The 22,745-nt window shown below is 72.4% G+C and carries 16 protein-coding genes; 9 read left to right on the plus strand and 7 right to left on the minus strand.

The features are described 5' to 3' along the window. The first annotated feature begins 4 nt into the window (after positions 1–4). The 4 genes from ACH4KB_RS12180 to ACH4KB_RS12195 are packed head-to-tail and all read left to right on the plus strand — an operon-like array spanning position 5 to position 5,293. On the plus strand, positions 5–1,843 hold the full coding sequence (locus tag ACH4KB_RS12180; RefSeq protein WP_398065871.1) for a hypothetical protein: 1,839 nt from the start codon (positions 5–7) through the stop codon (positions 1,841–1,843). A 20-nt stretch (positions 1,844–1,863) separates the two neighbouring features. Continuing rightward, on the plus strand, positions 1,864–2,127 hold the full coding sequence (locus tag ACH4KB_RS12185) for a hypothetical protein (protein ID WP_398065872.1): 264 nt from the start codon (positions 1,864–1,866) through the stop codon (positions 2,125–2,127). Beyond that, positions 2,124–2,741 (plus strand): nucleotide exchange factor GrpE, encoded by a 618-nt coding sequence (locus ACH4KB_RS12190; RefSeq protein WP_398065873.1) that lies wholly within the window; start codon positions 2,124–2,126, stop codon positions 2,739–2,741. Before ACH4KB_RS12185 ends, ACH4KB_RS12190 begins: the two co-directional genes overlap by 4 nt. A 50-nt stretch (positions 2,742–2,791) precedes the next feature. Further along, positions 2,792–5,293, plus strand: coding sequence for an Hsp70 family protein (locus tag ACH4KB_RS12195; protein ID WP_398065874.1), 2,502 nt, complete (start codon positions 2,792–2,794; stop codon positions 5,291–5,293). 33 nt (positions 5,294–5,326) lie between these two features. Here the strand turns inward: ACH4KB_RS12195 and ACH4KB_RS12200 are convergent, their stop codons facing one another. Genes ACH4KB_RS12200 through ACH4KB_RS12210 form a run of 3 tightly spaced genes read right to left on the minus strand, consistent with a single transcriptional unit; the run spans position 5,327 to position 10,253 of the window. Continuing rightward, on the minus strand, positions 5,327–6,493 hold the full coding sequence (locus ACH4KB_RS12200; RefSeq protein ID WP_398065875.1) for a hypothetical protein: 1,167 nt from the start codon (positions 6,491–6,493) through the stop codon (positions 5,327–5,329). Further along, positions 6,490–8,373: a DrmB family protein gene (gene drmB, locus ACH4KB_RS12205; protein WP_398065876.1), complete on the minus strand. Its 1,884-nt coding sequence runs from the start codon at positions 8,371–8,373 to the stop codon at positions 6,490–6,492. The genes ACH4KB_RS12200 and drmB overlap by 4 nt, the downstream gene beginning before the upstream one ends. Continuing rightward, the gene (locus ACH4KB_RS12210; RefSeq protein ID WP_398065877.1) at positions 8,370–10,253 is read right to left on the minus strand and encodes a helicase-related protein; all 1,884 of its coding nucleotides are present in this window, start codon (positions 10,251–10,253) and stop codon (positions 8,370–8,372) included. The genes drmB and ACH4KB_RS12210 overlap by 4 nt, the downstream gene beginning before the upstream one ends. Positions 10,254–10,539: 286 nt before the next feature. Here ACH4KB_RS12210 and ACH4KB_RS12215 point away from each other — a divergent pair, with 286 nt between their 5' ends. The 3 genes from ACH4KB_RS12215 to ACH4KB_RS12225 are packed head-to-tail and all read left to right on the plus strand — an operon-like array spanning position 10,540 to position 15,770. Continuing rightward, a complete protein-coding gene (locus ACH4KB_RS12215; RefSeq protein ID WP_398065878.1) occupies positions 10,540–12,348 on the plus strand; it encodes an AAA family ATPase in 1,809 nt (602 codons plus the stop codon). Continuing rightward, positions 12,345–13,589, plus strand: a complete 1,245-nt coding sequence (locus ACH4KB_RS12220; protein WP_398065879.1) for an McrC family protein — start codon at positions 12,345–12,347, stop codon at positions 13,587–13,589. The genes ACH4KB_RS12215 and ACH4KB_RS12220 overlap by 4 nt, the downstream gene beginning before the upstream one ends. A 30-nt stretch (positions 13,590–13,619) precedes the next feature. Then, positions 13,620–15,770, plus strand: a complete 2,151-nt coding sequence (locus ACH4KB_RS12225) for a UvrD-helicase domain-containing protein (RefSeq protein WP_398065880.1) — start codon at positions 13,620–13,622, stop codon at positions 15,768–15,770. 52 nt (positions 15,771–15,822) lie between these two features. On the opposite strand, the gene ACH4KB_RS12230 is transcribed toward ACH4KB_RS12225, so the two are convergent. Both ACH4KB_RS12230 and ACH4KB_RS12235 read right to left on the minus strand, forming a co-directional pair. Continuing rightward, a complete protein-coding gene (locus tag ACH4KB_RS12230; RefSeq protein WP_398065881.1) occupies positions 15,823–17,478 on the minus strand; it encodes an N-6 DNA methylase in 1,656 nt (551 codons plus the stop codon). A gap of 491 nt (positions 17,479–17,969) precedes the next feature. After that, positions 17,970–18,320: a 5-carboxymethyl-2-hydroxymuconate Delta-isomerase gene (locus tag ACH4KB_RS12235; RefSeq protein WP_398065882.1), complete on the minus strand. Its 351-nt coding sequence runs from the start codon at positions 18,318–18,320 to the stop codon at positions 17,970–17,972. A gap of 286 nt (positions 18,321–18,606) precedes the next feature. Between ACH4KB_RS12235 and ACH4KB_RS12240 the strand changes: the two genes are divergently transcribed. After that, positions 18,607–19,236, plus strand: coding sequence for an alpha-ketoglutarate-dependent dioxygenase AlkB (locus tag ACH4KB_RS12240; RefSeq protein WP_398065883.1), 630 nt, complete (start codon positions 18,607–18,609; stop codon positions 19,234–19,236). Between the two features lie 207 nt (positions 19,237–19,443). On the opposite strand, the gene ACH4KB_RS12245 is transcribed toward ACH4KB_RS12240, so the two are convergent. Beyond that, positions 19,444–19,584 (minus strand): hypothetical protein, encoded by a 141-nt coding sequence (locus ACH4KB_RS12245; RefSeq protein WP_398065884.1) that lies wholly within the window; start codon positions 19,582–19,584, stop codon positions 19,444–19,446. Positions 19,585–20,062: 478 nt separating this feature from the next. Between ACH4KB_RS12245 and ACH4KB_RS12250 the strand changes: the two genes are divergently transcribed. After that, the gene (locus ACH4KB_RS12250) at positions 20,063–21,613 is read left to right on the plus strand and encodes a sugar transferase (RefSeq protein WP_398065885.1); all 1,551 of its coding nucleotides are present in this window, start codon (positions 20,063–20,065) and stop codon (positions 21,611–21,613) included. A 74-nt stretch (positions 21,614–21,687) separates the two neighbouring features. Here the strand turns inward: ACH4KB_RS12250 and ACH4KB_RS12255 are convergent, their stop codons facing one another. Then, the gene (locus ACH4KB_RS12255) at positions 21,688–22,671 is read right to left on the minus strand and encodes a GDP-L-fucose synthase family protein (RefSeq protein WP_398065886.1); all 984 of its coding nucleotides are present in this window, start codon (positions 22,669–22,671) and stop codon (positions 21,688–21,690) included. Positions 22,672–22,745 lie beyond the last annotated feature (74 nt).

The following is a 22,745-nucleotide window of genomic DNA, read 5'->3' on the forward strand; positions in this document are numbered from 1 at the left end:
GCGCGTGCTGATGGAGGAGACCGGTGGAGCCGACCGGGCCATCACGGCGGACTCCCTGCTGGATGCCGCCGAGCAGGCTTTCCTGCGCGCCGAGTTCGACGTCGTACGACCGCTTCTGCAGCGGCTCCGCACCGAGTTCGGGGCACCTGACGCCTTCCCGGCCGCCGTGCGGTACGACGCTCTCCTCGGCGCACTGGCCGGACGGGCGGGCAACTGGCCCGAAGCGGTCCGGCTGTGTCCGGACGAACCTGCAAGGGCCAAGGCCGGGGTCGTTCACTCGCTCGCCGTCAGCGCACTCCGTGAGCTGGCGCGCGAGGGGCGGCACACCGATGCCGGTGTCGCGGCGATCGTGGTCGTGCTGTGGGCATACCTCCTGAACGCGGAGGACCCTGGCGGCTTCCGCGCGCTGCTCACCGAACGGCGAGGCGCACCCGTGCCCGACGCCCTGTGGGAGCAGGGCCTCGGGCAGCTGCGCGGGCGCGTCTCCGACCTGTTGCACGCCTTGGACGTACGGGCCGGGCGGGACGTCCTCTCCGCCTGGAGCACGGCCTGGGAGGCCGAGTGCAAGGACGCTACGGTCATCTTCGCCGACGTTCCCACGGACGCCGGACCGCATGCCCTGATCTCTCTCGAAGAAGCCGCCTGGTATCTCGTCGACTACCACCGGGGCGCGGACTTCCTGGCCGCCTATGGGGCCCGCCACCCAGAGGCCGACGGGTGGCCGGCCGCTGTGCCTGGCCATGACGCGCTCACCGCTCCGCTGGCCCGGGCGATCGCGAACCGCGGGAGGGAACTGGTGCTGGCCGGCGAGTGGAGCGAGGCGCTCGCCGAACTCGACGCGGCAGTATGGCTCGGGCACACGCTCGTGGCAGACGAACGGGCGGCCGTCCATGAGGCGGGGAAGAACATCGGCCGGAGCCGGACCGGGCACGGCGACTCCCCGGCCGTACGGATCGCCGGTCTCGAACAGGCCCACCGTCTGCTGCCCGGGGACGCCACGCTGGCCGCCGAACTCACCGCCGTACTCGTGGCGGAGGGCCAGAGAAGAGCCCTCTCCGACCCGGCCCGAAGCCGGAGCGTCTTCGCGCGTGCCCTGGAGGTGACAGCCGGGGACCCGGACGCCCGCGCGGGCCTCGACCGCCACCTGAGAGCGGACCTGGTCAAGGTCCTCGACGGTACGCACACGGGGGGCGAGCTGTCCGTCGACGAGGTCCTGGATCTGCTCGCGCGGGAACCGGGCTGTGCGGAGGCACGGTCATGGCTGGGAGACCACTACCGGGATCAGGCGGTGGCCGCCGGCGCTCGCGGGTGCGGGGACGAGGCGCTGAGCGCCGTCCGCGAGAGCCTCCGGTACGGCGAGCCGGCCCGGTCGCGCGGCGGGCCGGGAGTGGACGAGCTGCTCTCGGATCTTCTGGTCGTCGCGGCCCGGCGCTCCGACTCCGGCACCCGCGCCGACCTGGAACGCCGCGTCGAACTGCTGCACACGGCCTCGGCGGTCACACCCCAGCACCCGGACCTCTTCGGTGAGGACCTCGAAACGGCTCTCCTCGACCTCGCCGAGCACCTGGAGACCACCGGCACCCCGACCGACGTCATCCAGCTGTTCCTGCGGGACCGGATGCCGACCGGGGTCAGCGCCCGCTTCGACCAGATCGTCGAAGCCGCCTATCGGGACCGTGCCCGCACCCGCGAGCGTGCGGGCGATCCCGGCGGGGCGCTGCGCGATCACGCCTGCGCGAAGCGGGTCGGCGCCGGGCTGCCTGCCCAGGGCTTCCTCTTCGGCCCCGGCCCCGCTCCCCTTAGGCCCCGGCGGGCCCCCGACGAACAGGACACCCTCTTTTGACCACCGGCAGACCCTCCCCGATGACCACGGACTCCGGACCTCCACCGCTCCCCTGGGTCGGGCCGACGCTCCACGAACTCCTGCCCGGCACGCCACTGGGAAGCACGCCCCTGACCCTGCGCGGACAGGCCGGCCGCGCTGTTGCCGCCGCGGGCCGACAGGACCCGGTCCGGCGCGAACTGGTCCGCCAGGCCGATCGGAACTCCCATACCCCCGTGGCCGCGCTCATCGCCGAGATGCTCACGCCGCCCCTGCCCCGTCACCACACCGAGGAGTGCCCGTGACCGGCCCCGGTCCCACCGCCTCCGCCGACGGCCCGCCGTCCGAGCTCGACAAGCTGCGGCGCAGGGTCGCAGCCCTGTCCGCCAAGCGCGACGAGGCCGAGGCCCGGTTGCACACCCTGCTGGGCTCGCTGCTGCCGCTGGACGACCTGCTGGCCGACACCCGCCGGCGGGCCGACGCCCTGCACACGGCGCGGACCGCCCGCGAGACGGCGTCGGCCGCCCTGGCGCTGGGGGAACAGGTCGAGGCGGCCCAGCTGATGCTGCGCGGCGAGTTCGCCCGCAACGACGTCAGCCCGATGGACGTCTTGGGCAGGCCGGCCGACCCCGCCGAGATGCGAGTCATCGGCACGGAACCGCATCCCACCCGTCCGGAGGGGACCGTGCTGCACGAGAGGGTCACCGGCTTCCGGCTCGGTTCCGCCACTCTGCGGCCCGCGCAGGTGGTCGTCTCGGTGCCGGGGCCCGCACCGGACCCCGCACCCACGCCCGTACCGGAACCGGCTTCCGTACCCCCGGCCGGAGGTGGCCGGGCCCAGCCCCGGCGTACGACGCGGTCCCAGCGGCGCCTGCCCCGCAAGCCGTCGGCCCCACGCCGCCGTTCCCGCCGCGGCTGACCTGTAAGCCGTACGCCTTCGCCTCACCCGACAATCAGGAAGCGCCCAGCATGCACCGGACACTCGGTATCGACCTCGGCACCACCAACTCCGTCACGGCCTGGATGCGTGACGGCGTTCCGGTCGTCCTGCCCAACCGTGACGGAGGCCGGTCCACTCCGTCGGCCGTCGGGATCGACGCCACCGGCGCTCTGCTCGTCGGACAGGAGGCACTCAACTGGCGTAAGGGCGACCCCCGTGCCGTGATCACTGAGGTCAAGCGGCTGATCGGGCGGCGCTGGGACGACGAGTTGGTCAAGCAGGCACTGGCTTCGCGGCCCCAGGACGCCCCGCCCGTCCGGGAGGGCTCCGACGGGTCGGTGGAGATCCGGCTCGGCGCGCACTACCTCTCCCCCGTCCAGGTCTCCGCGATTCTGCTCCGCCGGCTGAGGAAGGACGCCGAGGACACGGCGGGGGTGCCGTTCCGGCGCGCGGTGATCACTGTGCCCGCGTACTTCGCCGAGCCGCAGTTCGACGCGGTGCGCGAAGCGGGGCGGCTCGCCGGGTTCCATGTGTCGCGGATCGTGCAGGAACCGACCGCCGCCGCACACGCCTTCGGCGTCCGGCCGGGCGAGGACGGCCTCAAGGACCATGCCAACCTGCTCGTCTTCGACCTGGGCGGCGGCACCTTCGACGTGTCCCTCCTGGCGCTCGGCCCCGGCTACTTCTCGGTGGCCGCACTGGGCGGGGACAACCTGCTCGGAGGTGCCGACTTCGACGCGCTGCTCGACGGTCACCTGCGGGAGCGGTTCGACGGCCGGGATCACGACGGTGACGGCGACGCCTTCCGCATCCGGAACGCGGCCGAGCGCGCGAAGGTCGAACTGTCCGCGCAGGACTTCTCCGACGTGGTCCTCTCCCCGCTCGGCCGCCAGGGCGGATCCTGGTCCGGAGCGGTGCACCGCGCCGACTTCGAGGAACTTCTCGCCAAGCACCTGACAAGGATGCGCGAGACCGTCAGGACCGTGCTGAACGAGTACAGCGCGACTCCCGAGGACGTCCAACGGGTCCTCCTGGTCGGCGGGTCCACGTTCATTCCCGCCGTCCGGCGCGGCCTCCACGACGTCTTCGGCGAGGAAAGGGTGTCGGACGCGATCGACCCCATGACGGCCGTCGCCCACGGCGCGGCGGTGGAGGCCGGCCTCCTCGACACGCTCGACTGCCCGTCCGGAAACTGTGGCGCCGAGAGCATCCCCGTGGGCTCCGACGCGTGCCCGGACTGTGCCACCACCCTGCTCGGCCCGGCCACGGTCGACTGCCCGGGCTGTCACGTACCCGCCCCCGAGCTCACCTCCGCCTGCCCGGTGTGCGCCACGGACCTGTCCGGGCTGCGCGCGGACGCCCCGGCCACCGCCCTCGCCGAGTGCGGGGAATGCGGCCGTGACGACAACCCGGCCACCGCCGCCGTCTGCCTCGACTGCGACGCCCAGCTCGACACGGGCGGGCTGAAGTGCCCCGGCTGCTCCATGGTCAACGCCCCCGGCCTCAGCGCCTGCTCGTTCTGCGACGGCGACTTCGGCACGGCCCTCCCCCAGCAGATCACCGCCCAGGACATCGGCATCCAACTGGCCGACCACAGCATGGAGGTCCTCTTCCCCGGAGGCACCCCGTACCCGACCCCCTGGGAGCGGATCGACCACCTCATGGTCCGTGGCGCCCACGGCAGCTCGGTGTCGTTCACCCTCTGGGAAGGGCCTCATTCGAGGTCCGCCCAGCGCAACGAGTTCTGCGGTAGCTACCTCGACGAGCACCCGGACGGTCTCCGCGGCGATGTGCCGCTCGCCCTGGAAGTGCGGCTCGACGCCGACCGGACCGTCGATCTGCGGTACCGCATCGGATCCGGTGACCTGCGCAGCGCCCGCCTCCAGCGCCATACGCTCATCGCCGTGGGCCGTAGGGCTGCCACGCTCCGGAACGACTACGCCGAATTCCTGAAGACCTGGGAGCATGAGCTGACCCACGCCGAACACGACGCGCTCGGCGAGATCTCGGCCGACCTCGCGGCCCTCGGCCGAGGCGAGAGCGTGGGCCGTTCCTTCGACGGGCTGCTGGACTCCGCCCGCGAGACCCTGGAGCTGTGCCGGCGGGCTCGCAGCGCTCAGGCCGGAGCCGGGATCTTCTCCGAGGGCGGACGCGGACTGCTGCCGCCGCCGCTCCTGAAGGATCTGCGACGTGGGGCCGAGGCCGTCAGGGACGCACGTGAGGCGATGGACACCGAGGCGATGCTGTCGAGCACGGAAGAGGTGGACGACCTCCTGAGCGGGATCGACCCGGCGGTCCGTACCGCGCTCTACACCATCCGCCTCGCCGAACAGGGCGCCTACCCCGCCACTCTGCGCAAGGAGGTCATCGAGGCCCGAGACGGCCTGCGCGGTGCCGTGGGACGCGGCGACCAGGCCGCTCAGGACGCGCGGCTCGTGCTGCTCGGGCGGCTGGGCGCGCAGGGCCGGGGGCAGATGGTGGCAGGAACCGACCCCGGAGCCGACGCGCTCGTCCTGCCGTCCCGGCGGTGAGGCAGGGCCGGCCCCCGCGGCGGTGGCCGGCCTTCACCCCGTTCCGACGAGCCCGCCCATCTGCTCCAGGTGACGGGGCGGCCGACCTCCCTGCCAGCCCAGGACGACCTCCTCGCGGGCGCGGGTGATCATGACGTAGTAGGTCATGCGGAGGGCGGCGGCCGTGGGGTCGCACGCCGCGTCGGACTCGGCGTCGGGGATGAAGACGGCGTCGAAGTCCAGGCCCTTGGCGCTGGCCCGGTGGACCAGGACGACACCGGGACGGGCGAGGTCGAGGTCCCGGTAGCGACCGGAGACGGCCATCGAGCTGTACAACTGCGGCTCCTGGGCGAGCCCGGCGCGCTCCAGGCGTCCCATGAGGTCGGCCCCGGTGCGCGCGGAGGCGACGATCACGCCGATGCGGTGCCCGGGTCGCCGGGCGGCCAGGGTGACAATGTCGTCGACGACGGCCTGGGGGCCGGTGTACTGGCGGACGAGGGGGAGTTTTCCCCTGCGCCCGGGCGGCTCCGGGAGGGGGCCGCCGGTGCGGAAGTGTTCGGCCAGGGCGAAGATCTCACGGGTGTTGCGGTGGTTCCCGGCGACCTCGACGTGGCGTGTGGCCCGGCCGAGGGCGGTGGTGATCTCGGTGAGCGTGGAGTGCGTCTCGGTGAGGCGCTGACACTCGTCGGCGAAGACGGAGACCGTGGTGCCCAGGAGGCGGGCCAGTCGGTAGAAGTCGGGAGGCAGGTCCTGCCCCTCGTCGACGACGAGGTGCGGCGTGGCCGGATCGTCGTTCCTGAAGGTGTCGGCCGCCCGGTTGATGAGAGCCGGCCAGTCGAACCAGCCGTCTTCGTTGCTCCGGGCGTCCCGCCCGAAGTGGCGTTGGATCCAGCTGTGGACGGTGGCCGCGACCGCGGGGACGCCGGGGACGGTGAGGCCCTGGAGCGTGCCGTCCAGAAGCTGGCGGAGCAGGTTGGAGCGCGACAGGAGGAGCGTCGGGCGGCCGGTGAGGGCCAGGTGGACCGTGCGGTGTGCGGCGAGCAGGCTCTTGCCGCTGCCGGGCGGGCCGCTCACCACGTGGTGGCCCGCCAGCGGCAGTGCGTCGAGGCAGTCACGCTGGGCCTGGGTGAGGTCCGGATGGAGGACGGGGGCCGGGCCGGTGGCCATGGCCTTCGTCCCGGGGCCGTCGGTCACGGGCTTCGTCCCGGGGCCGTGGTTCACGGGCGTCCTCCCAGAGCCGTGGCGGCCGCGTACTCGCGGCTCGCGGTGAGGACGTCGGCGAAGTAGCCGGGTACGCGGGCCGAACCGACGAGCAGGGCACGGTCCAGGAGGGTGTTCCCGGTCTGGCAGCTCGTCTCGGGCAGCAGGGTGCAGGCGTGGCAGGCGGCCCTGTTGAGGTTCCCGAATCCCTGGCCCGTGTGCTCCGCGCACAAGGGGTCGGCGGAGCACCAGGCCGCCGCTTCCAGCATCCGGATCAGCGTCTCCGGGAAGTGCGGCTTCTCGCCCTGCCGGACCAAGCCTCCCAGGGTGCCTTCGGCGTCGCCGGCGGCCGTGTAGATCAGCAGCCCCCGCTGGCCGTACTCGGGACGGCCGTAGACCCGTTCGCGCAGGCTCGCGGTGGTGTATCCGGAGTCGAAGGAGAGCTGGCGGATGAGCAGGTGGGCCAGTGTGTGCAGGAGAAGGAAGCGTGGGGAGAGTTCCTTCCCGACGGTCTCGGCGAGCTGTTCGTCGCGGAAGGAGGCGTCGAGGTCCGCGCGGACCCCGTGCACATGGGCCCGGACGCGGGGGTCGTTCTCCCAGTCGGTGAGGCGCTGCTCGCCGAGGGTGAGGACGATGCCCTCGCCGTACACCTCGGTCGCCGGCAGCCAGCGCAGCCGTGCGCCGGTGTCGGCGGGAACGAGCGTGCCGTTCACCGAGTGACGGCGGAACCCGGTGAGGGCGCGCACCTCGCGGAGGCGGTCGACGAGGACCACTCCGCCGACGTGGGCGTCGAGGGTGGACCAGGGCTCCTCGGTCTCGCCGTCGAGGCCGAGGCCACCGCGGCGTACGGCGAACTCCTCCGTGGCTTCGGGGAGCTGGTCGGCGTCGAAGGCGTACCACTCGTCGCGGCTCAGGTCGAGCTTCGAGGGACCCGGTCGGGGGGCCGCCGACGACGCCGGCGCACCCGTCGCCTCGGCTGCCAGCTGGTCGATGAGGATGTCGGGCGCCTCGGTGTCGCTCCTGATCATCGTGCGGAACACCTCTTCCCGGTCCGTGCCCAGCGCGCCGAGGAAGACGGTCCAGAGTCCGTGCCCGAGGACGGACTCCACCGCGTCGCGTTCGGCGCGCGGGGGTTCGGCGGACCGCGGGATGTCGAGCGCCGAGTACACGACCGGGTAGTAGACGTTGCCGGCGGTGCGCTGGACGTTGTGGACCTGCTGGCCGCAGGGGGCGCGTTCGTCCCAGCGCTGCCAGGGGTTGCGGCCGGAGCAGCGGCCGGCCTGCGGCCCCAGGAGGTCGAGGAGGTCGCGCTCCGCGCCACAGGTACGGCCGGTCGCTCCGATCGCTCCGCAGCTCACCGTGAGCGCTTCGAGGCCGGAGGCGCGGTCGGCGACACGGAAGGCCAGCCGTCGGGCCTGCCACGCCCGTTGCCCCTCGGAGCACCCGGCCCGCTGTTCGGGGGTGAGGCCGGAGTGGGCCCAGTACCACCAGTCGATGTCGTCCAGGTGTCCGTCCGGGCAGATGCGGACGAAGCGCATCGGAGTGAGCCGGGGAGCGGCGGCGCACGACGCGCAGACGGGTGGTTCGCCGGGCTTCTCATCCGCACGCAGGAAACGGACCATGGTCCGGCAGGATCCGCAGAACAGCCAGCCGGGGAAGCGGACATAGGGGACGCCGGGGTGGTCGGCATCGTCGTACCGGTCGTTGAGGGTGTGGGGGGCCGCGAAGAAGCCGGTGACACCGAGGCGGGTGGCGAGGCGCTCGGATGCCACGGCGGTCTTGGTCCCCGGCCAGCTTCCGATGCCGGCGGCCACGAAGGACTCGCCCTGGACGTCGAGGACGGCTCCGACGCCGAACGGCAGTACGGTCTGCGCCTGGCGGACCCGGAGTTTACGCTTCACTTTCCCGCTCCCGTCACGGTGATCTGGCACTCCCGGTCGACGCTGCGCATCGAGTTGAGGGTCTCCCACAGGCCGTAGCGCTGCTCGAACCCCTTGAGCAGGTTGTAGTGGCCCTTGCCCTGGCCTCGGTAGTAGAGGTCCTTGCCCTCCGCCCCGGCCAGCGCGGCCTGCCGGTACCAGTCGTCCAGCAGATATCCGAGTTCGGTGCGGACGTCGGCACGCAGCGCGTCCGCGGCGCGTCCCGTGGCTCCGCTCTCGGCGATCGCCGCCCGTCCGGCGAGAGCGTCGGCGATGCTCTCGGCCTCCTTCCGGTGGCCGGTGATGTGTCCGGCCCGGTTCTCGGCGGCCAGACCGATCCGGTGGCGGACCAGGATGACGAGCGCGGCGTGCAGGGCCCGGCGGCGGGCCGGTACGGACCAAGGGGTGACGCTGGCGGGTTCGACGTACCGGTAGAGCGCACGGTGGTAGTCGATGAAGGTCTCGTAGTGGGAACGGTCGCGCGGGCGGGTGGCGTTGAAGTAGGTGAGGACGAGTCCGGGCACGTGGTGGCGGCCCACGCGGCTGGTGGCCTGGATGTATTCGGCGGTGGTCTTGGGCTGGCCCTGCATGAGCATGTAGGCGAGCCGCTTCACGTCGACGCCCACGGAGAGCATGTTGGTGCACGGCAGGAAGGAGATGGCCTGGGAATCCTTCCAGGGCTTCTCCAGCCGGTCGAGGAGGATCGGCTGATCGGCGCGGGCGACCGTGCTGTCCAGCTGCTGGACGTCACCGCTGCCGAGCGGGCGGACGCCCGCGCCCTCGTCGAGTGCGCGGAGCTGGGCGGGAATGTCGTCGCCCGCCGCGGTGACGGTCCTGCCGAGTTCCCTCAGGCTGTGGTGGTAGGCGACGAGCGTCCAGTAGTCGTCCCGGTGCTCCTCCGGCAGTTGGTGCACGCCTTGCAGCATGGCGGCCGTGGTGGCGACGGCCCCGCGGCCCGCGGTGTGGCCCTGCGCCATCACACCGAGGTAGAGGCGGCCCGGCCGGCCGGTGTCCGGAACGGCGAAGAAGCTGTCGTCGGCGTCGAGGCCGGGCGGGGGGAACAGCTGGACGTCCTGGTGGTGCAGCGCGCGGACCTGCTCGGCCGAGCGGCGGATGGTGGCCGTCGCCGCGACGATCTTCGGCGGGCGACCGTCCGGCCCGGTGCACAGTTCGAGGATGGCCGCCTCGTACAGCCCCACGGTGGTGCCGAGCGGCCCGGTCAGCAGGTGCAGCTCGTCCTGGATGATCAGGGACGGGGGCGGATGGGGGGTGCCGGCGCCGAACAGCCGCCCGGAGAGGGGTTGCCAGGCGAGCTGGGCGAACTTGTCGACCGTTCCGAGGACGAAGGTGGGCGGCTGCTCGTACAGGTGCTGATCGACCACGGCGACGGGCAGGACGTCGTGGAAGGCGCACGCGTCGCGGACACAGTTGAAGGCGAAGGCGTCCGGGTCGGCCTTGATCCCGTAGTCGGACCGGACGGTGGACCGGGTCGGCGGCAGAATGCGGGTGCCGCACCAGGGGCAGCGATCGAGAATGAACACGTCCCCGGGGTGGCTGGCCTCACGCTGCTCGTCGAAGGCGGTCCCGGCCGCCTCGAAGCTGTTCGGCGTGGTGGTGTCGCCCACCCACAGGCCGACGGTGATCGGGTCGGCTCCGAGCCCCAGCTCCGGTTCGCGGCGGCGGAGGTACTCCAGCGCGCAGGCCGTCGTCGCGGCCCGCTGGAACTGCTGTGTGGTCAGCAGGCTCAGGGTAACGAAGGCCGACGCCAGCCAGTCCCGTACGCAGCCTGCGGCGCTGCTCCTCGGTGCCGAGCCCGAGCCGCTCGGCCTCCCTCTCGAAAACCGCCCGGCTGATGACGCCATCACTTGAGGCGCAACTCCGCAGTCGCCGGATCACATCAGGCAACTCAGCTGCGATCAGACGCCGTTCGGCCTCGGACATGGCCGACTCCCCGTTCATACCGCCCCCACCCCACGACCGCGCACTCCTTCCATCCGGAAGTGCCGTGGCCGTGCCCTCACCTTAGCCTAGTGTGTTTACACCGCCAACACATCCGTAGAATCTGTGTACTGGCCAGTACGAGTGGCTTGACAGTGTCAACAGCTAGGCTGTGCGGTGTTCGGCAAGGCCCGCCCCGGAAGGTGATTCATGACGCAACCCCAACACCTCCCCGGTGCACCGGAGTTCCACATCAGACTCCCCAAGGACGGAGCACTGGCGCTCGGCCGCCTCCTGGTTGAGTTCGGCGGCAACGGCACGCACAAGTTCCTGCTGCGCGAGGGCTCGTCGGTCGCCGCCGAGGCATGGCCGGGCCTGGGCCGCCACGCGCGCCAGTCGCGCGCGGAGCTCCGTGCGAGTGGCGCCCTCGCCGACGCCCCGGCGACGCACGGCACGCCGGGTGCGCCGCCGCGCTGGGTGACGACCCGGGACATCACGTGCAACTCCTCGTCCGCGGCGGCCGGGCTGGTCTACGGATACGACGCCTCCGGGCCCGAATCCTGGCGCACCGCCGAGGGCCACCCGCTCGCCGACTACCTCTCCACCGGGTGGCGGGCGCCGAGGAAGGCCTGGCTGGTGCGCGGTTCCAACGTGTCGGGACACAATCTGGTGCGGCATCTGTGGCTGCAGGGAGGGTTCGTCTCCCTCTCCGGGGCCCATCTGCCGCCGCTGGACGAGAGCGACCCGACCAAGAGCGCGCTGCGCCGCTTCGTGGAGGACGGCTACGAGGGCGCCGCCTCGTACAACCAGAAGCGCGGCCTCGTCGACGAACTCCACGGCTTCCTCACCCAGATGCGGGTGGGCGACACGGTGGCCACCATAAGCGAAGGGCAGTTGTACCTCGGGCGGATCGACGGGGAGGCCGTGCAGACCGCGTCCCCGGGCGGGCTGTCGAATCTGCGGCGTGCGGCCTCCTGGAGGCCTGACGGTCTGGCGTACGAGGAGCTTCCCGAAGCCGTGCAGCAGAAGCTGTCCGTGCAGCACGACATCGTCGACCTGACCGTCGTCCTGGACACGCTGGACGCACTGACCGGGCCCGCCGGGCCGGACGAGGACGGCGCATCCGACCTGCCGGCCTCCGCCGAGATGAGGGAGCTGGTCCTGCCGGAGGTGACGGACGTCCTGGCGGACAAGCTGCTCGTGCACGACCGGGCCTGGCTGGACGAGGTGCGTGAACTCCTCGCCGACGAACGGCAGATGGTGCTGTACGGACCGCCGGGCACCGGAAAGACCTATCTGGCCATGAAGCTGGCGGAGCACTTCGGCGGCGGCCCGGAACAGGTCAAGATCGTCCAGTTCCACCCGTCCTACGCCTACGAGGACTTCTTCGAGGGGTTCCGGCCCGTGGAGGACCCGGAGACGCGCGAGGCCGCGTTCCGGCTGACGGCGGGACCCCTCCGGGAGCTGGCGGACCTCGCCTCCCGCGAGGGCAACACCCACGTCCCCCACTTCCTGATCATCGACGAGATGAACCGCGCCAACCTCGCGAAGGTCTTCGGTGAGCTGTACTTCCTGCTCGAATACCGCGAGCGGTCCGTCCGGCTCACCTACTCGGGGGACGACTTCGGGCTGCCGCCCAATCTCTTCGTGATCGGCACCATGAACACCGCCGACCGGTCCATCGCCCTGATGGACGCGGCCATGCGGCGCCGGTTCGCCTTCGTGGAACTGTCTCCCCGCACCGAGCCCACCGCCGGTCTTCTGGCGCGCTGGCTGGAGCGCGAGGGCAAGGGCGACGAACCCGCCCGCCTCCTGGACGCGCTCAACGCCCTCATCGACGACCCCGAGTTCTCCGTCGGCCCGTCGTATCTGATGAAGCCGGGCGTCTACCGCGACGGGGGCCTCGGCCGGACCTGGCGTACGAAGATCCTGCCGCTCCTGGAGGAGCACCACTACGGTGAGGGACTCGACGTCGCCGCCCGTTACGGCCTCGACGCGCTGCGGGCAAGGCTCCCGTGAGCCCGCGGGAGGTGTCGCTGCGCGAGTACGGCCCCGCCGTCTCCGTGCCCTTGCCCGTCGAGGCCGGCCGGGCCCTCGCCCGCGCCGGCTTTCTGCGGAGCGCCACCCCCGATCCCGGCCGGGAGGGGCACTGGCTCCTGCGGGCGGGAAACAGCGTCGGCGCGGTAAGCGTCCCCGGCGGCCCCGTCGTGCGCATCATGCCCAAGACGCCCGTGGCCAGGCTCTTCTTCCTGCTCGGATTCAGTCTCGACCCGGCCAGGGCCTGGCGGGACAGCCAGGAGGGGAACATCGACACCGGGGGCCACGAGGACATCGTCCCCGCGCTCGCGCACGCCGTGGAGCGACAGATCGACGTGGCTCTGCGGCAGGGCGTTCTCCAGGGCTACCGGACCGTGGAGGAGTCCGCGTTGTTCGTGCGTGGTCGCATACGGGAAGCCGACCAGGTCCGGCGGCGCTTCGGCCGGACACCGCCGGTCGAGATCAGTTACGACGCGTACACCGCCGACACCGCCGAGAACCGCATCCTGCGTGCCGCCGTCGAACGGCTGCTCCGGCTGCCCGGGGTGACCGCGCCCGTGCGGCGGCTCCTCGCCCGCCAACGTCTCCGCCTCGCCGACGCCCTGCCTCTGGTCCGGGGCCGGGAACTGCCCCTCTGGCAGCCGTCGCGCCTCAACTCCCGCTACCGGCCGGCCTTGCGACTGGCCGAGGCCGTCCTGCGCGGCACGTCCCCGGAACACCGGCCGGCCGGAGCCGACCCGCTCTCCATCCATGGCTTCCTCCTCGACATGAACAAGCTGTTCGAGGACTTCGTCACCGTCGGGCTGCGGGAGGCCGTGCGGGAGCACGGACTGACCGCCCGCTTGCAGGACGCCCACCACCTCGACGCCGCCAAACGCGTGGGCATACGTCCGGACCTCGTCGTGCGCGGCGGCGACGGCCGCGCCCCGGTCGCCGTCGTGGACGCCAAATACAAGGTCGAGAAGGCCGATGGCCTCCTCAACGCCGACCTCTACCAGGCGCTCGCCTACGCGACCGTCCTCGGGCTGCCCGAGGCACACCTCGTCTACGCGGCCGGCCGGGAACCGGTACGCGTCCATGAGGTGCGCGGGGCCGGAATCCGGCTCTTCCAGCACAGCCTCGACCTCTCGCTTCCACCGGCGGCGCTCCTGGCAGCGCTGGAGCGCATCGCCGGGCAGCTGGCCGGGGCGCGGCCGTCGCCGCCGCCACGCACACGAACCTGAACCACCGTCAGGCACACACGGGAGGACCCCATGCCCCGGCTCGCTTTCGCCCAGAGTTTCTGGGACGGCTACGAGACCCTGGAGAAGCCGGTTCGCGCCGGTGTACGCAAGGCCATGGCCAAGTTCCAGGCTCTGAGCCCCGCCGAGTTGAACGCGGACAAGGGACTGCATCTGGAGTCCGTGGAGAAGGCGCGCGACGGACGGATGCGGACCATCCGCATCACCGACTTCTGGCGGGGCGTCGTCCTCGCGCCCGACGACGGCAGCGACGTCTTCCTCCTGGTCAACGTGTTGCCGCACGACGACGCCTACACCTGGGCCGCGAAGCGCCTGTACAGCGCGAACTCCGCGACCCGGGCGCTGGAGGTGCGCAACGCCGTCGCCCTGGACGAGCTGACACCGGTGTACGAGACCGCCGCACGCCAGGCCCCTCGGCTGCTGTTCGCGAAGGTGTCCGACGGCACGCTGCGCGAGCTGGGCATCGACGACCAGGTCCTGCGCGCCGCCCGCTCCATGGTCGACAAGCAGCAGCTCGACGCCTTCGCCACGCTCCTGCCCGAGGACCAGCTGGAGGTCCTCCAGTACCTCGCGCTGAACTTCAGCCCTGACGAGGTGTACCGGGACGTCGTGGCGGTCCGCCGTCCCGCGGACGCGCCGGCCGACCCGGTCGAGGACCTGGCGACGGTGATCGCCAACACGACCGCGCGTATCCGCCTGGTCACCGGACCGCAGGAACTGGAGGAGGCCCTGGAGAAGCCCTTCGAGGCCTGGCGGGTCTTCCTCCACCCCTCCCAGCGGCGCGTCGCCTACCGCACCTCGTACGGCGGTCCCGTCCAGGTCACCGGCGGACCCGGCACCGGGAAGACGGTGGCCGCCCTGCACCGGGTACGGCATCTCCTGGGCCGGTCCCCGGACAGCCGCATCCTGCTGACCACGTACACGAACGCGCTCGCGGCCGGACTGCGCTCCATGCTCGGCCTGCTCCTCGACCAGGACGGGAAGGCGCTCGCGCGCGTGGACGTGACGACGGTCGACGCCTTCGCGAACGGCGTCCACCGGGCGGCGTCGGCGACCACGCCCACGCCGATCGGGGACCGGGAGCAACGACAGCTGTGGGAGAAGACGGTCAAGCAGCTCGGTCTGCCGTTCACCGCGCAGTTCCTCGCGCAGGAGTACCGGCACATCGTTCTCGGCCAGGACCTGCGCGGTCTCGACGCGTACCTCGGCGCGAGCCGTCGCGGCCGCGGCACCGGCCTCGGCCCCGCGCGCCGGCGCGAGGTGTGGAGCGCGGTGGAGCGTTTCGAACAGTTGCTGCGCGACCGGGGAGAAACCACTCACCTGCGGATCTGCTCACGCGCGGCCGAGCTGCTGGAGGGCGGGCCGGCCCCGTACGCCCACGTCGTGGTCGACGAGGCGCAGGACCTGCATCCCGCGCAGTGGCGGGTGCTGCGGGCCGCCGTCGCCCCGGGCCCCGACGACCTGTTCCTCACCGGTGACCCGCACCAGCGGATCTACGACTCCCGGGTGTCCCTCGGCTCCCTGGGCATCGCCACGTCGGGCCGCAGCTTCCGGTTGCGCGTCAACTACCGCTCCACCGAGGAGATCCTCACCTGGTCGGCCGGGCTGCTCTCCCCTGTCACGGTCGGCGCGCTGGAGGGCGAGGGAACGGACTCCCTCGACGGATACCGCTCTCTCCTGCGCGGGAGCCGTCCGCTGCTGGCGGGGCACGCCACGCGCGCGGACGAGGGTGAGGCCCTGGTGGACCGGGTCCGGTCGTGGGTCGCCGAAGGGCTCCAGCCGCACGAGATCGGCGTCTGCGCGCGCTTCAACCTCGCCCTGGACACGGCGGAGGAGAAGCTGCGGGCCGCCGGCATACCTATCGTGCGGGTCAAGGGCCAGGTGCCGCACGGGTCCGGGGGCGTTCGTCTGGCCACCATGCATGCGATGAAGGGGCTGGAGTTCCGCGCGGTCTCGGTCCTCGGCGTCAGCGACGGCACCGTACCGTTCGCCCGCGGGGTCACCGCCCGGGAGTCGGACCCGCTGCAGCACGAGGCCGATCTGCTCCGGGAACGCTGTCTGCTCTTCGTCGCCTGCACGCGCGCCCGCGAGGCCCTGTCCGTCACGTGGAGCGGGGAGCCGAGCCCCTTCCTGTCTCCGGCACCGGCCCCCCGTTCCGTCTGACCGGTCCCCGAACGGGCCGGGGCGGAGCCCGGACGCGGCCCCGCGCGACCACTCAGTCCTCGGGCACCAGTCCACCGGTGGCCAGACCGTCCCGTGCGAGATCGGCGAGCCGTCTGCTCAGCTCGCCGATCTCGCGCGCGTCCTGCTCGAACGCGGACAGGGAGCGGAAGGCGGAGCCGTAGCGGCGCTGCTCCTCGATGCCCATCCTGGGCAGACGCGCGCCCCGCGTGTCGAGGCGGTGGGTCCCGCTGGCACTCGTGGAGCGACGGGTGTTCGCGGAGCTGCGGAGAAACCCCCGCAAGTAGTCCGTGTCGAGCTGGTCACTCGCCGAGACGGGCTCCGAGTCCTCGTAGCCGACCAGCCCGGCCCGGGCGAGGTCGGCGATGCTCGTGGTCGCGCCGTCCAGCGATCCCGGCTCACCGCCCTCGGCCAACTCGGGCAGGAGGGCGACCAGTCGGGTGATTCGTTTCTCCACTTCCTCGCGCAGGGTCGCGTACTCCTCGGGGAAGTCGCGGTGACGGGGCCGCAGGTGCGTGCCGGGGGTGAGATCGACGGTGTCGTCGAGAAGTTCGATCAAGGGCACTTCCGCGACCTGGTCCGGGCCAGGGTCCAGGCCGTCGTCCGGGCCGTTGCCCGTCAGGTCGACCATGCGCACGGCCTGCCGGGCGTCCGCGTCCTCGGTGCCGTGGGGACGTCTGAGGCACCAGATGTGCACAGGCAGGGAGTGCGAGGTCGCCACTCCCGGTGGCAGGGCGACCACTTGACGCAGAATGCCGCGGCGTACGAGCTCCGCCCGGATGCGACGCCCCGCCTTGCGGTAGGCCACCGAGGCCGGCATGACCATCAGGACGTGGCCGCCCGGAACGGTATGCGCGTAAGCGTGTTGCAGCCACGCCAGCTCGCCCTCGGCCTTGGACGGTGTGCCCAGCTCCCAGCGGGCGTCGAGCAGCAGCTCCTCCCGCCCCCACTCGGTGACGCCGGCCGGCGGATCGCAGACCACGAGATCGGCCCTGAGGTCGGGCCACGCGTCGGCGCGCAGGGAATCCCCTGCCACGACGGTGACCCGGCCGCACTCCAGGAGATCGGCACGGAGCTGGGCGAAACGAGCGCTGTCGGCATCCGACTCCTGACCGCAGCAGCGCGCGTCGGTCCCCGAGGCGACCGCCAGGAACAGCAGTCCGATGCCGCAGGCGGGGTCGAAGACCGTCGCGTCCGCGGGGAGTGCGGGGGCGAAGTGGCTCACGGCCCGCACGATGCGTTCAGGGGTCACCTGGTCCGATCCCGCCCGCCGCGCCGAGTCCACGAACCGCTCGGTCAGGCCGTTGACCAGGTCGACGGGCGCTTCACTCCCGGCCAGGCGCCGCACTCGGTCCATCACCTCGTCGGGCAGGCCGGGTGAGGGGTTCCCGGTCAAAGCGGCGGCCACCTCCGCCAGGCCCGCGACCAGCTGTTCTCCGTAGACGGACCGCAGCGCCTGCCACAGCTCGACCTCGGGCGAGATCTCCTGGCCCTTGCGCTGCTTGTCCAGCCAGGCCTGGACCTCGACGAGCGAGAAGAGCGGGCTGTTGGCGGCGCCTCCCCCCGGCGCGGGGAAGTCGTCATAGCGCCGACGCCAATTGGAGACTGCCGCCCGGGTGACACCGGCCAACCGAGCGATCTCGGCTCCGGTGACCAGGGCGCCGACCGATGCAGCGGCATTCTCTGTCATCTCCCCAGCGTACACGGGTGCCACTATCACGGCGGAGCGCATGTCGTTGACACCGCGCACAGGCATATGTCGGCATTCGATGATGCACAGCCCGTCTTGGCCGCGTTCGCGCAGACACGGCCAACGCCGTCCACCACGAGGCCGTCCGCCTGGCCGCCCAACAGGTGTGTGCGCGTGAACAGTTGGCAGAGAGGCACTGGCCGGCGATCGAGTCGGGGATCGGGGCCACCGCCCGCACCGCGCACAACGTGGCGCACATCCTGGCGGAGCCGCTCGACGACGTGACCCGCGACTCGCCCCCGGACGAGCAGGCCGGGGTCGTCGCCTGGCGGCTGCGGGGCCGGGCGGTCGTGCAGATCGTCGACGAGCAGGCCGTGCTCGGCCTCGCCGTCCCGCACGCTCCACAGCCGCCGGGTCAGCGGGGCCCAGGGCATCCCCGGGGCGACGCACCCGGCCTCCCTCGACTCATCCCGCCCCGACGCGGTGCCCGTTCAGCGCTTCCGGAAGGCGGCGTCCAGGTTGGGGACCTCGACGGAGGCGTGCAGGGTCACGCCGTCGGCCGGCTCGACCCGGGCCGCGATCAGATCGAGTACGGCGTCCGCGAGGCGGGTCTTGGCCTCGTCGGTGCGGCCGTGGAGCAGGCGTATCTCGATGTGCAGGACGGCGTGGCCGTCTGCCCGGTCGCCGATGACGAAGTCGTCGACGCGGCGGAAGCGGGTCTTGCAACCCTCCGGGCGGGCGTCGACGGTGGCGGCGACGATCGGATGCAGGGCGAGCGCGAAGGCCTGACGGTCGAAGGCCGCGGCGAGCGTGCCGGAGTAGTCGACGGTGATCTGCGGCATGGGGGCAACTCCTCGGAGAACAGCGTGGGGTGAAGACGTCCGCTCGTACGGAGGGAACGGTAGCCGAACGCGCGTGCAGGTCGGAGCTCGCCTGACGTCCATGCGGAGGGCTCGCCCACCGTCCCGGCCGGCGCCTGATCCGGTCGACGCCCGATCCGGTCGGCACCTGATCCGGTCAACGCCCGATCCCGTCGGCGCCTGATCCCGTCGGCGCCGCCCGCACTCCACACCCGGGCCCCCGGGGGCGCTATTCGCACACCTGCTCGAATAGCGCTACGCTCTCCTCATGGCCGTACACCTGCAAAGCTCGCTTTTCGACCAGGGGACCGAGGTCGAAACCGCCCCCCTGAGCGGACTGCGGCGTACCGACCTGGGACACGGGGCCTGGATCGACGTCCTGCCGCAGTGGCTCCGGGGCGCGGACACCCTGTTCGAGTCGCTGGTCCGCGAGGTCGACTGGCGGGCCGAGCAGCGCGTCATGTACGAGCGCGTGGTGGCGGTCCCCCGGCTGCTGGCCTTCTTCGGCCGCCGCGACCCCCTTCCGCACCCGGCCCTGGAAGCCGCCCGCGCCGGGCTGGGCGAGCACTACGCGGCCGAGCTGGGCGAACCGTTCACCACGGCGGGGCTGTGCTTCTACCGGGACGGGCAGGACGGGGTGGCCTGGCACGGGGACACCATCGGCCGGGGAAGCGCGGAGGACACGATGGTCGCGATCCTCTCGCTGGGAGCCCCCCGGCACCTCGCGCTGCGGCCTCGCCATCCGGGCCCCGCTCCCCTCCGCAGGACGCTCGGGCACGGCGACCTGATCGTCATGGGCGGCAGCTGCCAGCGCACGTGGGAGCACGCGATCCCCAAGACCGCGCGGGCCGTCGGACCGCGCATCAGTGTGCAGTTCCGGCCCGACGGGGTGCGCTGAGCCCGGCCCGCGGCGGGCGCGGCCCAGGTCACCGCGGTCGCGCCGGCCTCGGACAGGGCGGACCCCGAGGGTGAGGAACCGGGCTTACGAACCGGGTTCGGCACCGCCCTCGGCGCCGCGGGTCAACAGCCCCCGCCGACAGCGCCGTTGTTGACAACCCCACAGACATTAACTTAGGCCCCCGCACCTCGGCCGCGACGCCCACCGTCACGGCGGCGGCTCCACCACCGGGGGCTCCGGCTCCACCGGCACGGCCGACGGCTCCGGCGCGTCCGGTGGCACCGGCTCCACGGTCAGCGGCGGCACCTCAGCCGTCACCACGTCCGCCGGCGGCGGCCTGGCCGCCACCGGGGTCACGGTGATGTCGGCAACTCTCGCGGCAGTGGCCCTCGTTGGCACTGGGCTGTTGCTCCACCGGCGCACCAGGAGGCGCACGGACGGCGCGTCCTGACCCCGTAGCGGCTCCCCCACCTCTCGGGACGGGCCGGCCGATCCGCGAACCTCCTGGCCCGGCACGCCGCCGACCAGGGGGTTCGCGCGTTTCCGCCGGAGCGCACCGGAGCCGGGGCTCCGCGAGTCGTTCCCGGGCACCGCCCGGCACAAGCGCTTGCCGGTCTGCCCCTCCCCTAACATCCGTACCCACAAGGCGACATCGGATGGTTCCGGCCGATCAACGGCGTCTGGAACGAGCCGTCTGAACTTCACGGGAACTCCAGCGAAATGGCACGTGTGTGGATATCGTGCACCGAGCGAGGGCGCATCCGTCAGTCCATGGGATCGGCGGATGCGTCCCGTTTGTGGGGGTGCGACTGTGACTGGGGGGTTCATGGGGCATGTCGAAATACCTGATACCGACCTGACCGGGCCGGTGGGGCTCCGGGGCGCGCCACGCCCTCGCACCGCCGCGTCCCGGAACCGCACGGCGGCCCTGGAACAGCTGTGGAGGGCCCCGACAGCACAGCGCGACCCGGCCGGCCGGGCGCCGGCCCGGCGGAAACCGGCCGCCGGCCCGGCCCTCGCCGCGCTGACCGACCTGCTGGGCCTGGCCGGTCCTGCCTGGCTGCTGCTGCGCGCCGGCGACCAGCCGCGCCCGGTGGCGGCCGCCGTGGTGGCGGGGCTGGTCTGGGCCGGGCTGCGCGGCGCCCGGGGGCGGTACACGGACCAGCCGGGGACCGGGCCCGGCGACGCGCTCGGCCCGGTCGGGGACTGGCTCGTGCTCATCGGCCTGCTGGCCGTCCTGCACACGGCGGCGGGGAGCCCGGTCGACCCGGCCACGGCCGTCGTGGCCGTGGCGCCGGGGCTGCTCATCGCCACGGCGGGGGCGGGGCTGCGCCGGTGGCAGCGCTCCGGACGACGGGGCCACCGGGCCCGCAGGGTGCTGCTGGTCGGCGAGGCCCCGGCCGTGGGCCGGGCGGCCGAGCGGCTCAACTCCGGTACGGACCACGGCTATCGCCTGGTCGCCGCGATACCCGTTGGCACCGCCCGGCTGGAGCTGGACGGTGTGCAGGTGCCGGGGCGCCTCGCGTCCTGCCCGGCCGACGACGACGTGACGACGGTGCTCGGCGGGGTCTACGCCCACGCGGCGGACCTGGTGCTGGTGGCCCCCGGGCCCCAGCTGACCGGGGACCGGCTGCGCCGGCTCGGCTGGGGGCTGCACGAGGGGGGCGTCGCCCTGTCCGTGGTCTCGGAGCTGACCGGGGTGGCGGCCGAGCGGGTACGCCCCGCCACCGCGGCCGGGCTCACCCTGCTGCACGTCGCACCACCGCTGCGCGGGGGGCCGCAGGCGGTGCTGAAGAACGTGCTGGACCGCACGGGGGCCCTGTTCGGGCTGCTGATCCTGGCGCCCCTGTTGCTGGCGGTGGCACTGAGCGTCCGGCTGTCCTCGCGGGGGCCGGTCTTCCATCGGCAGGTCCGACAGGGGCAGCACAACCGGCCGTTCACCATGTGGAAGTTCCGCACGATGGTGGCGGACGCGGAGAGCCTCAAGGCGCAGCTCGCCGCGAGCAATGAGGTTGACGGACCGCTGTTCAAGATGCGCGGCGACCCTCGGGTGACGCCGGTCGGGCGGCTGCTGCGGCGGACCTCGCTCGATGAACTCCCGCAGCTGGTCAACGTGTTGCTGGGGCACATGTCGCTGGTGGGCCCGAGGCCGCCGCTGCCGGAGGAGGCCTCGCGCTACGACGAGCGGGAGCACCGCCGGCTCGCCGTGAAGCCGGGACTGACGGGCCTGTGGCAGGTGAGCGGCCGCTCCGATCTGACCTGGCAGGAGACCGTCTCGCTCGATCTCTGGTATGTCGACAACTGGTCGGTCGCCGCCGACCTGGGACTCCTCGCCCGTACCGTGCGCGCCGTCGCCGACGGCCGCGGGGCGTACTGAGGGTGGCGGGCGCGAGGATGCGAGGAGCACAGCGGGTTCGCCGCCGCGAGACACCTCCCGGCGGCGGCGAACGGTCACTGACCGGGCTGGAGTTGGCCGAGCCACCAGGCGTACGTGCGGGCGATGCCGTCGCGCAGCGGGATCCGCGGCGTGAAGCCGAGGGAGGAGAGGCGGGTGACGTCGAGCAGCTTGCGGGGCGTCCCGTCGGGCTTCGAGGTGTCCCAGTCGATGCCGCCCCGGTATCCCGTCACCTCCCGTACCGTCTCCGCGAGTTCGCGGATGGTGAGGTCCTCGCCGCAGCCGATGTTGACGGGCTCGTCGCCGTCGTAGCCCTCCAGCAGGGTGACGCAGGCGGCGGCGAGGTCGTCCACATGGAGGAACTCGCGGCGCGGGGAGCCGGATCCCCACAGGGTCACCTCGGGGGCCCCGTCCCGCCGCGCCTCGTGGAAGCGGCGGATCAGCGCGGGCAGCACGTGCGAGGTCTCCAGGTCGAAGTTGTCGCCGGGCCCGTAGAGATTGGTGGGCATGGCGCTGATGTAGGCGGCGCCGTACTGCCGCCGGTAGGACTGGATCTGGACGATTCCGGCGATCTTGGCAAGGGCGTAGGCCTCGTTGGTGGGCTCCAGTTCGCCGGTGAGCAGCGCGTCCTCACGGATCGGCTGGGGCGCGAGCCGGGGGTAGATGCACGACGAGCCGAGGAAGAGCAGCCGCTCGACCCCGGCCGTGTGCGCACCGGCGATCACGCTGAGCTGGATACGCAGGTTGTCCTCCAGGAACTGCACGGGGTACGTGCTGTTGGCCATGATCCCGCCGACCTTGGCGGCGGCCAGCACCACGGCGTCCGGGCGTACCTCCTTCAGATACGCCCCGGTCCCCGCGGCGTCACGCAGGTCGAGGAGGTCGCGGCCACGGGTGAGCACCTCATGGCCGTCGTCGGCGAGGCGGCGGGCCACCGCCGAGCCGACCAGGCCGCGGTGTCCCGCGACGAATATGCGGGAGCCGGGACGCAGTAGGGGGCGATCGGATTCCTGGGAAGAGGCGGGAAGTTCGGTCGTCATGGCTCGGATTGTGCCAGCAGAAGGGAACTGTGGTGACACTTCACCACAGAACGCCCCAATTCAGATATGTCGGT

Source organism: Streptomyces sp. NPDC017520, assembly GCF_044329855.1.
GTDB lineage: Bacteria > Actinomycetota > Actinomycetes > Streptomycetales > Streptomycetaceae > Streptomyces.

Excerpts from the sequence above, each read along its gene's own strand:
- ACH4KB_RS12225 (WP_398065880.1), top strand. The coding sequence starts at position 13,620 with ATGCCCCGGCTCGCTTTCGCCCAGAGTTTCTGGGACGGCTACGAGACC.
- ACH4KB_RS12210 (WP_398065877.1), bottom strand. The coding sequence starts at position 10,253 with ATGGCGTCATCAGCCGGGCGGTTTTCGAGAGGGAGGCCGAGCGGCTCG.
- ACH4KB_RS12240 (WP_398065883.1), top strand. The coding sequence starts at position 18,607 with ATGGCCGTACACCTGCAAAGCTCGCTTTTCGACCAGGGGACCGAGGTC.
- ACH4KB_RS12250 (WP_398065885.1), top strand. The coding sequence starts at position 20,063 with ATGGGGCATGTCGAAATACCTGATACCGACCTGACCGGGCCGGTGGGG.
- ACH4KB_RS12255 (WP_398065886.1), bottom strand. The coding sequence starts at position 22,671 with ATGACGACCGAACTTCCCGCCTCTTCCCAGGAATCCGATCGCCCCCTA.
- ACH4KB_RS12185 (WP_398065872.1), top strand. The coding sequence starts at position 1,864 with ATGACCACGGACTCCGGACCTCCACCGCTCCCCTGGGTCGGGCCGACG.
- ACH4KB_RS12235 (WP_398065882.1), bottom strand. The coding sequence starts at position 18,320 with ATGCCGCAGATCACCGTCGACTACTCCGGCACGCTCGCCGCGGCCTTC.
- ACH4KB_RS12215 (WP_398065878.1), top strand. The coding sequence starts at position 10,540 with ATGACGCAACCCCAACACCTCCCCGGTGCACCGGAGTTCCACATCAGA.
- ACH4KB_RS12230 (WP_398065881.1), bottom strand. The coding sequence starts at position 17,478 with ATGACAGAGAATGCCGCTGCATCGGTCGGCGCCCTGGTCACCGGAGCC.
- ACH4KB_RS12195 (WP_398065874.1), top strand. The coding sequence starts at position 2,792 with ATGCACCGGACACTCGGTATCGACCTCGGCACCACCAACTCCGTCACG.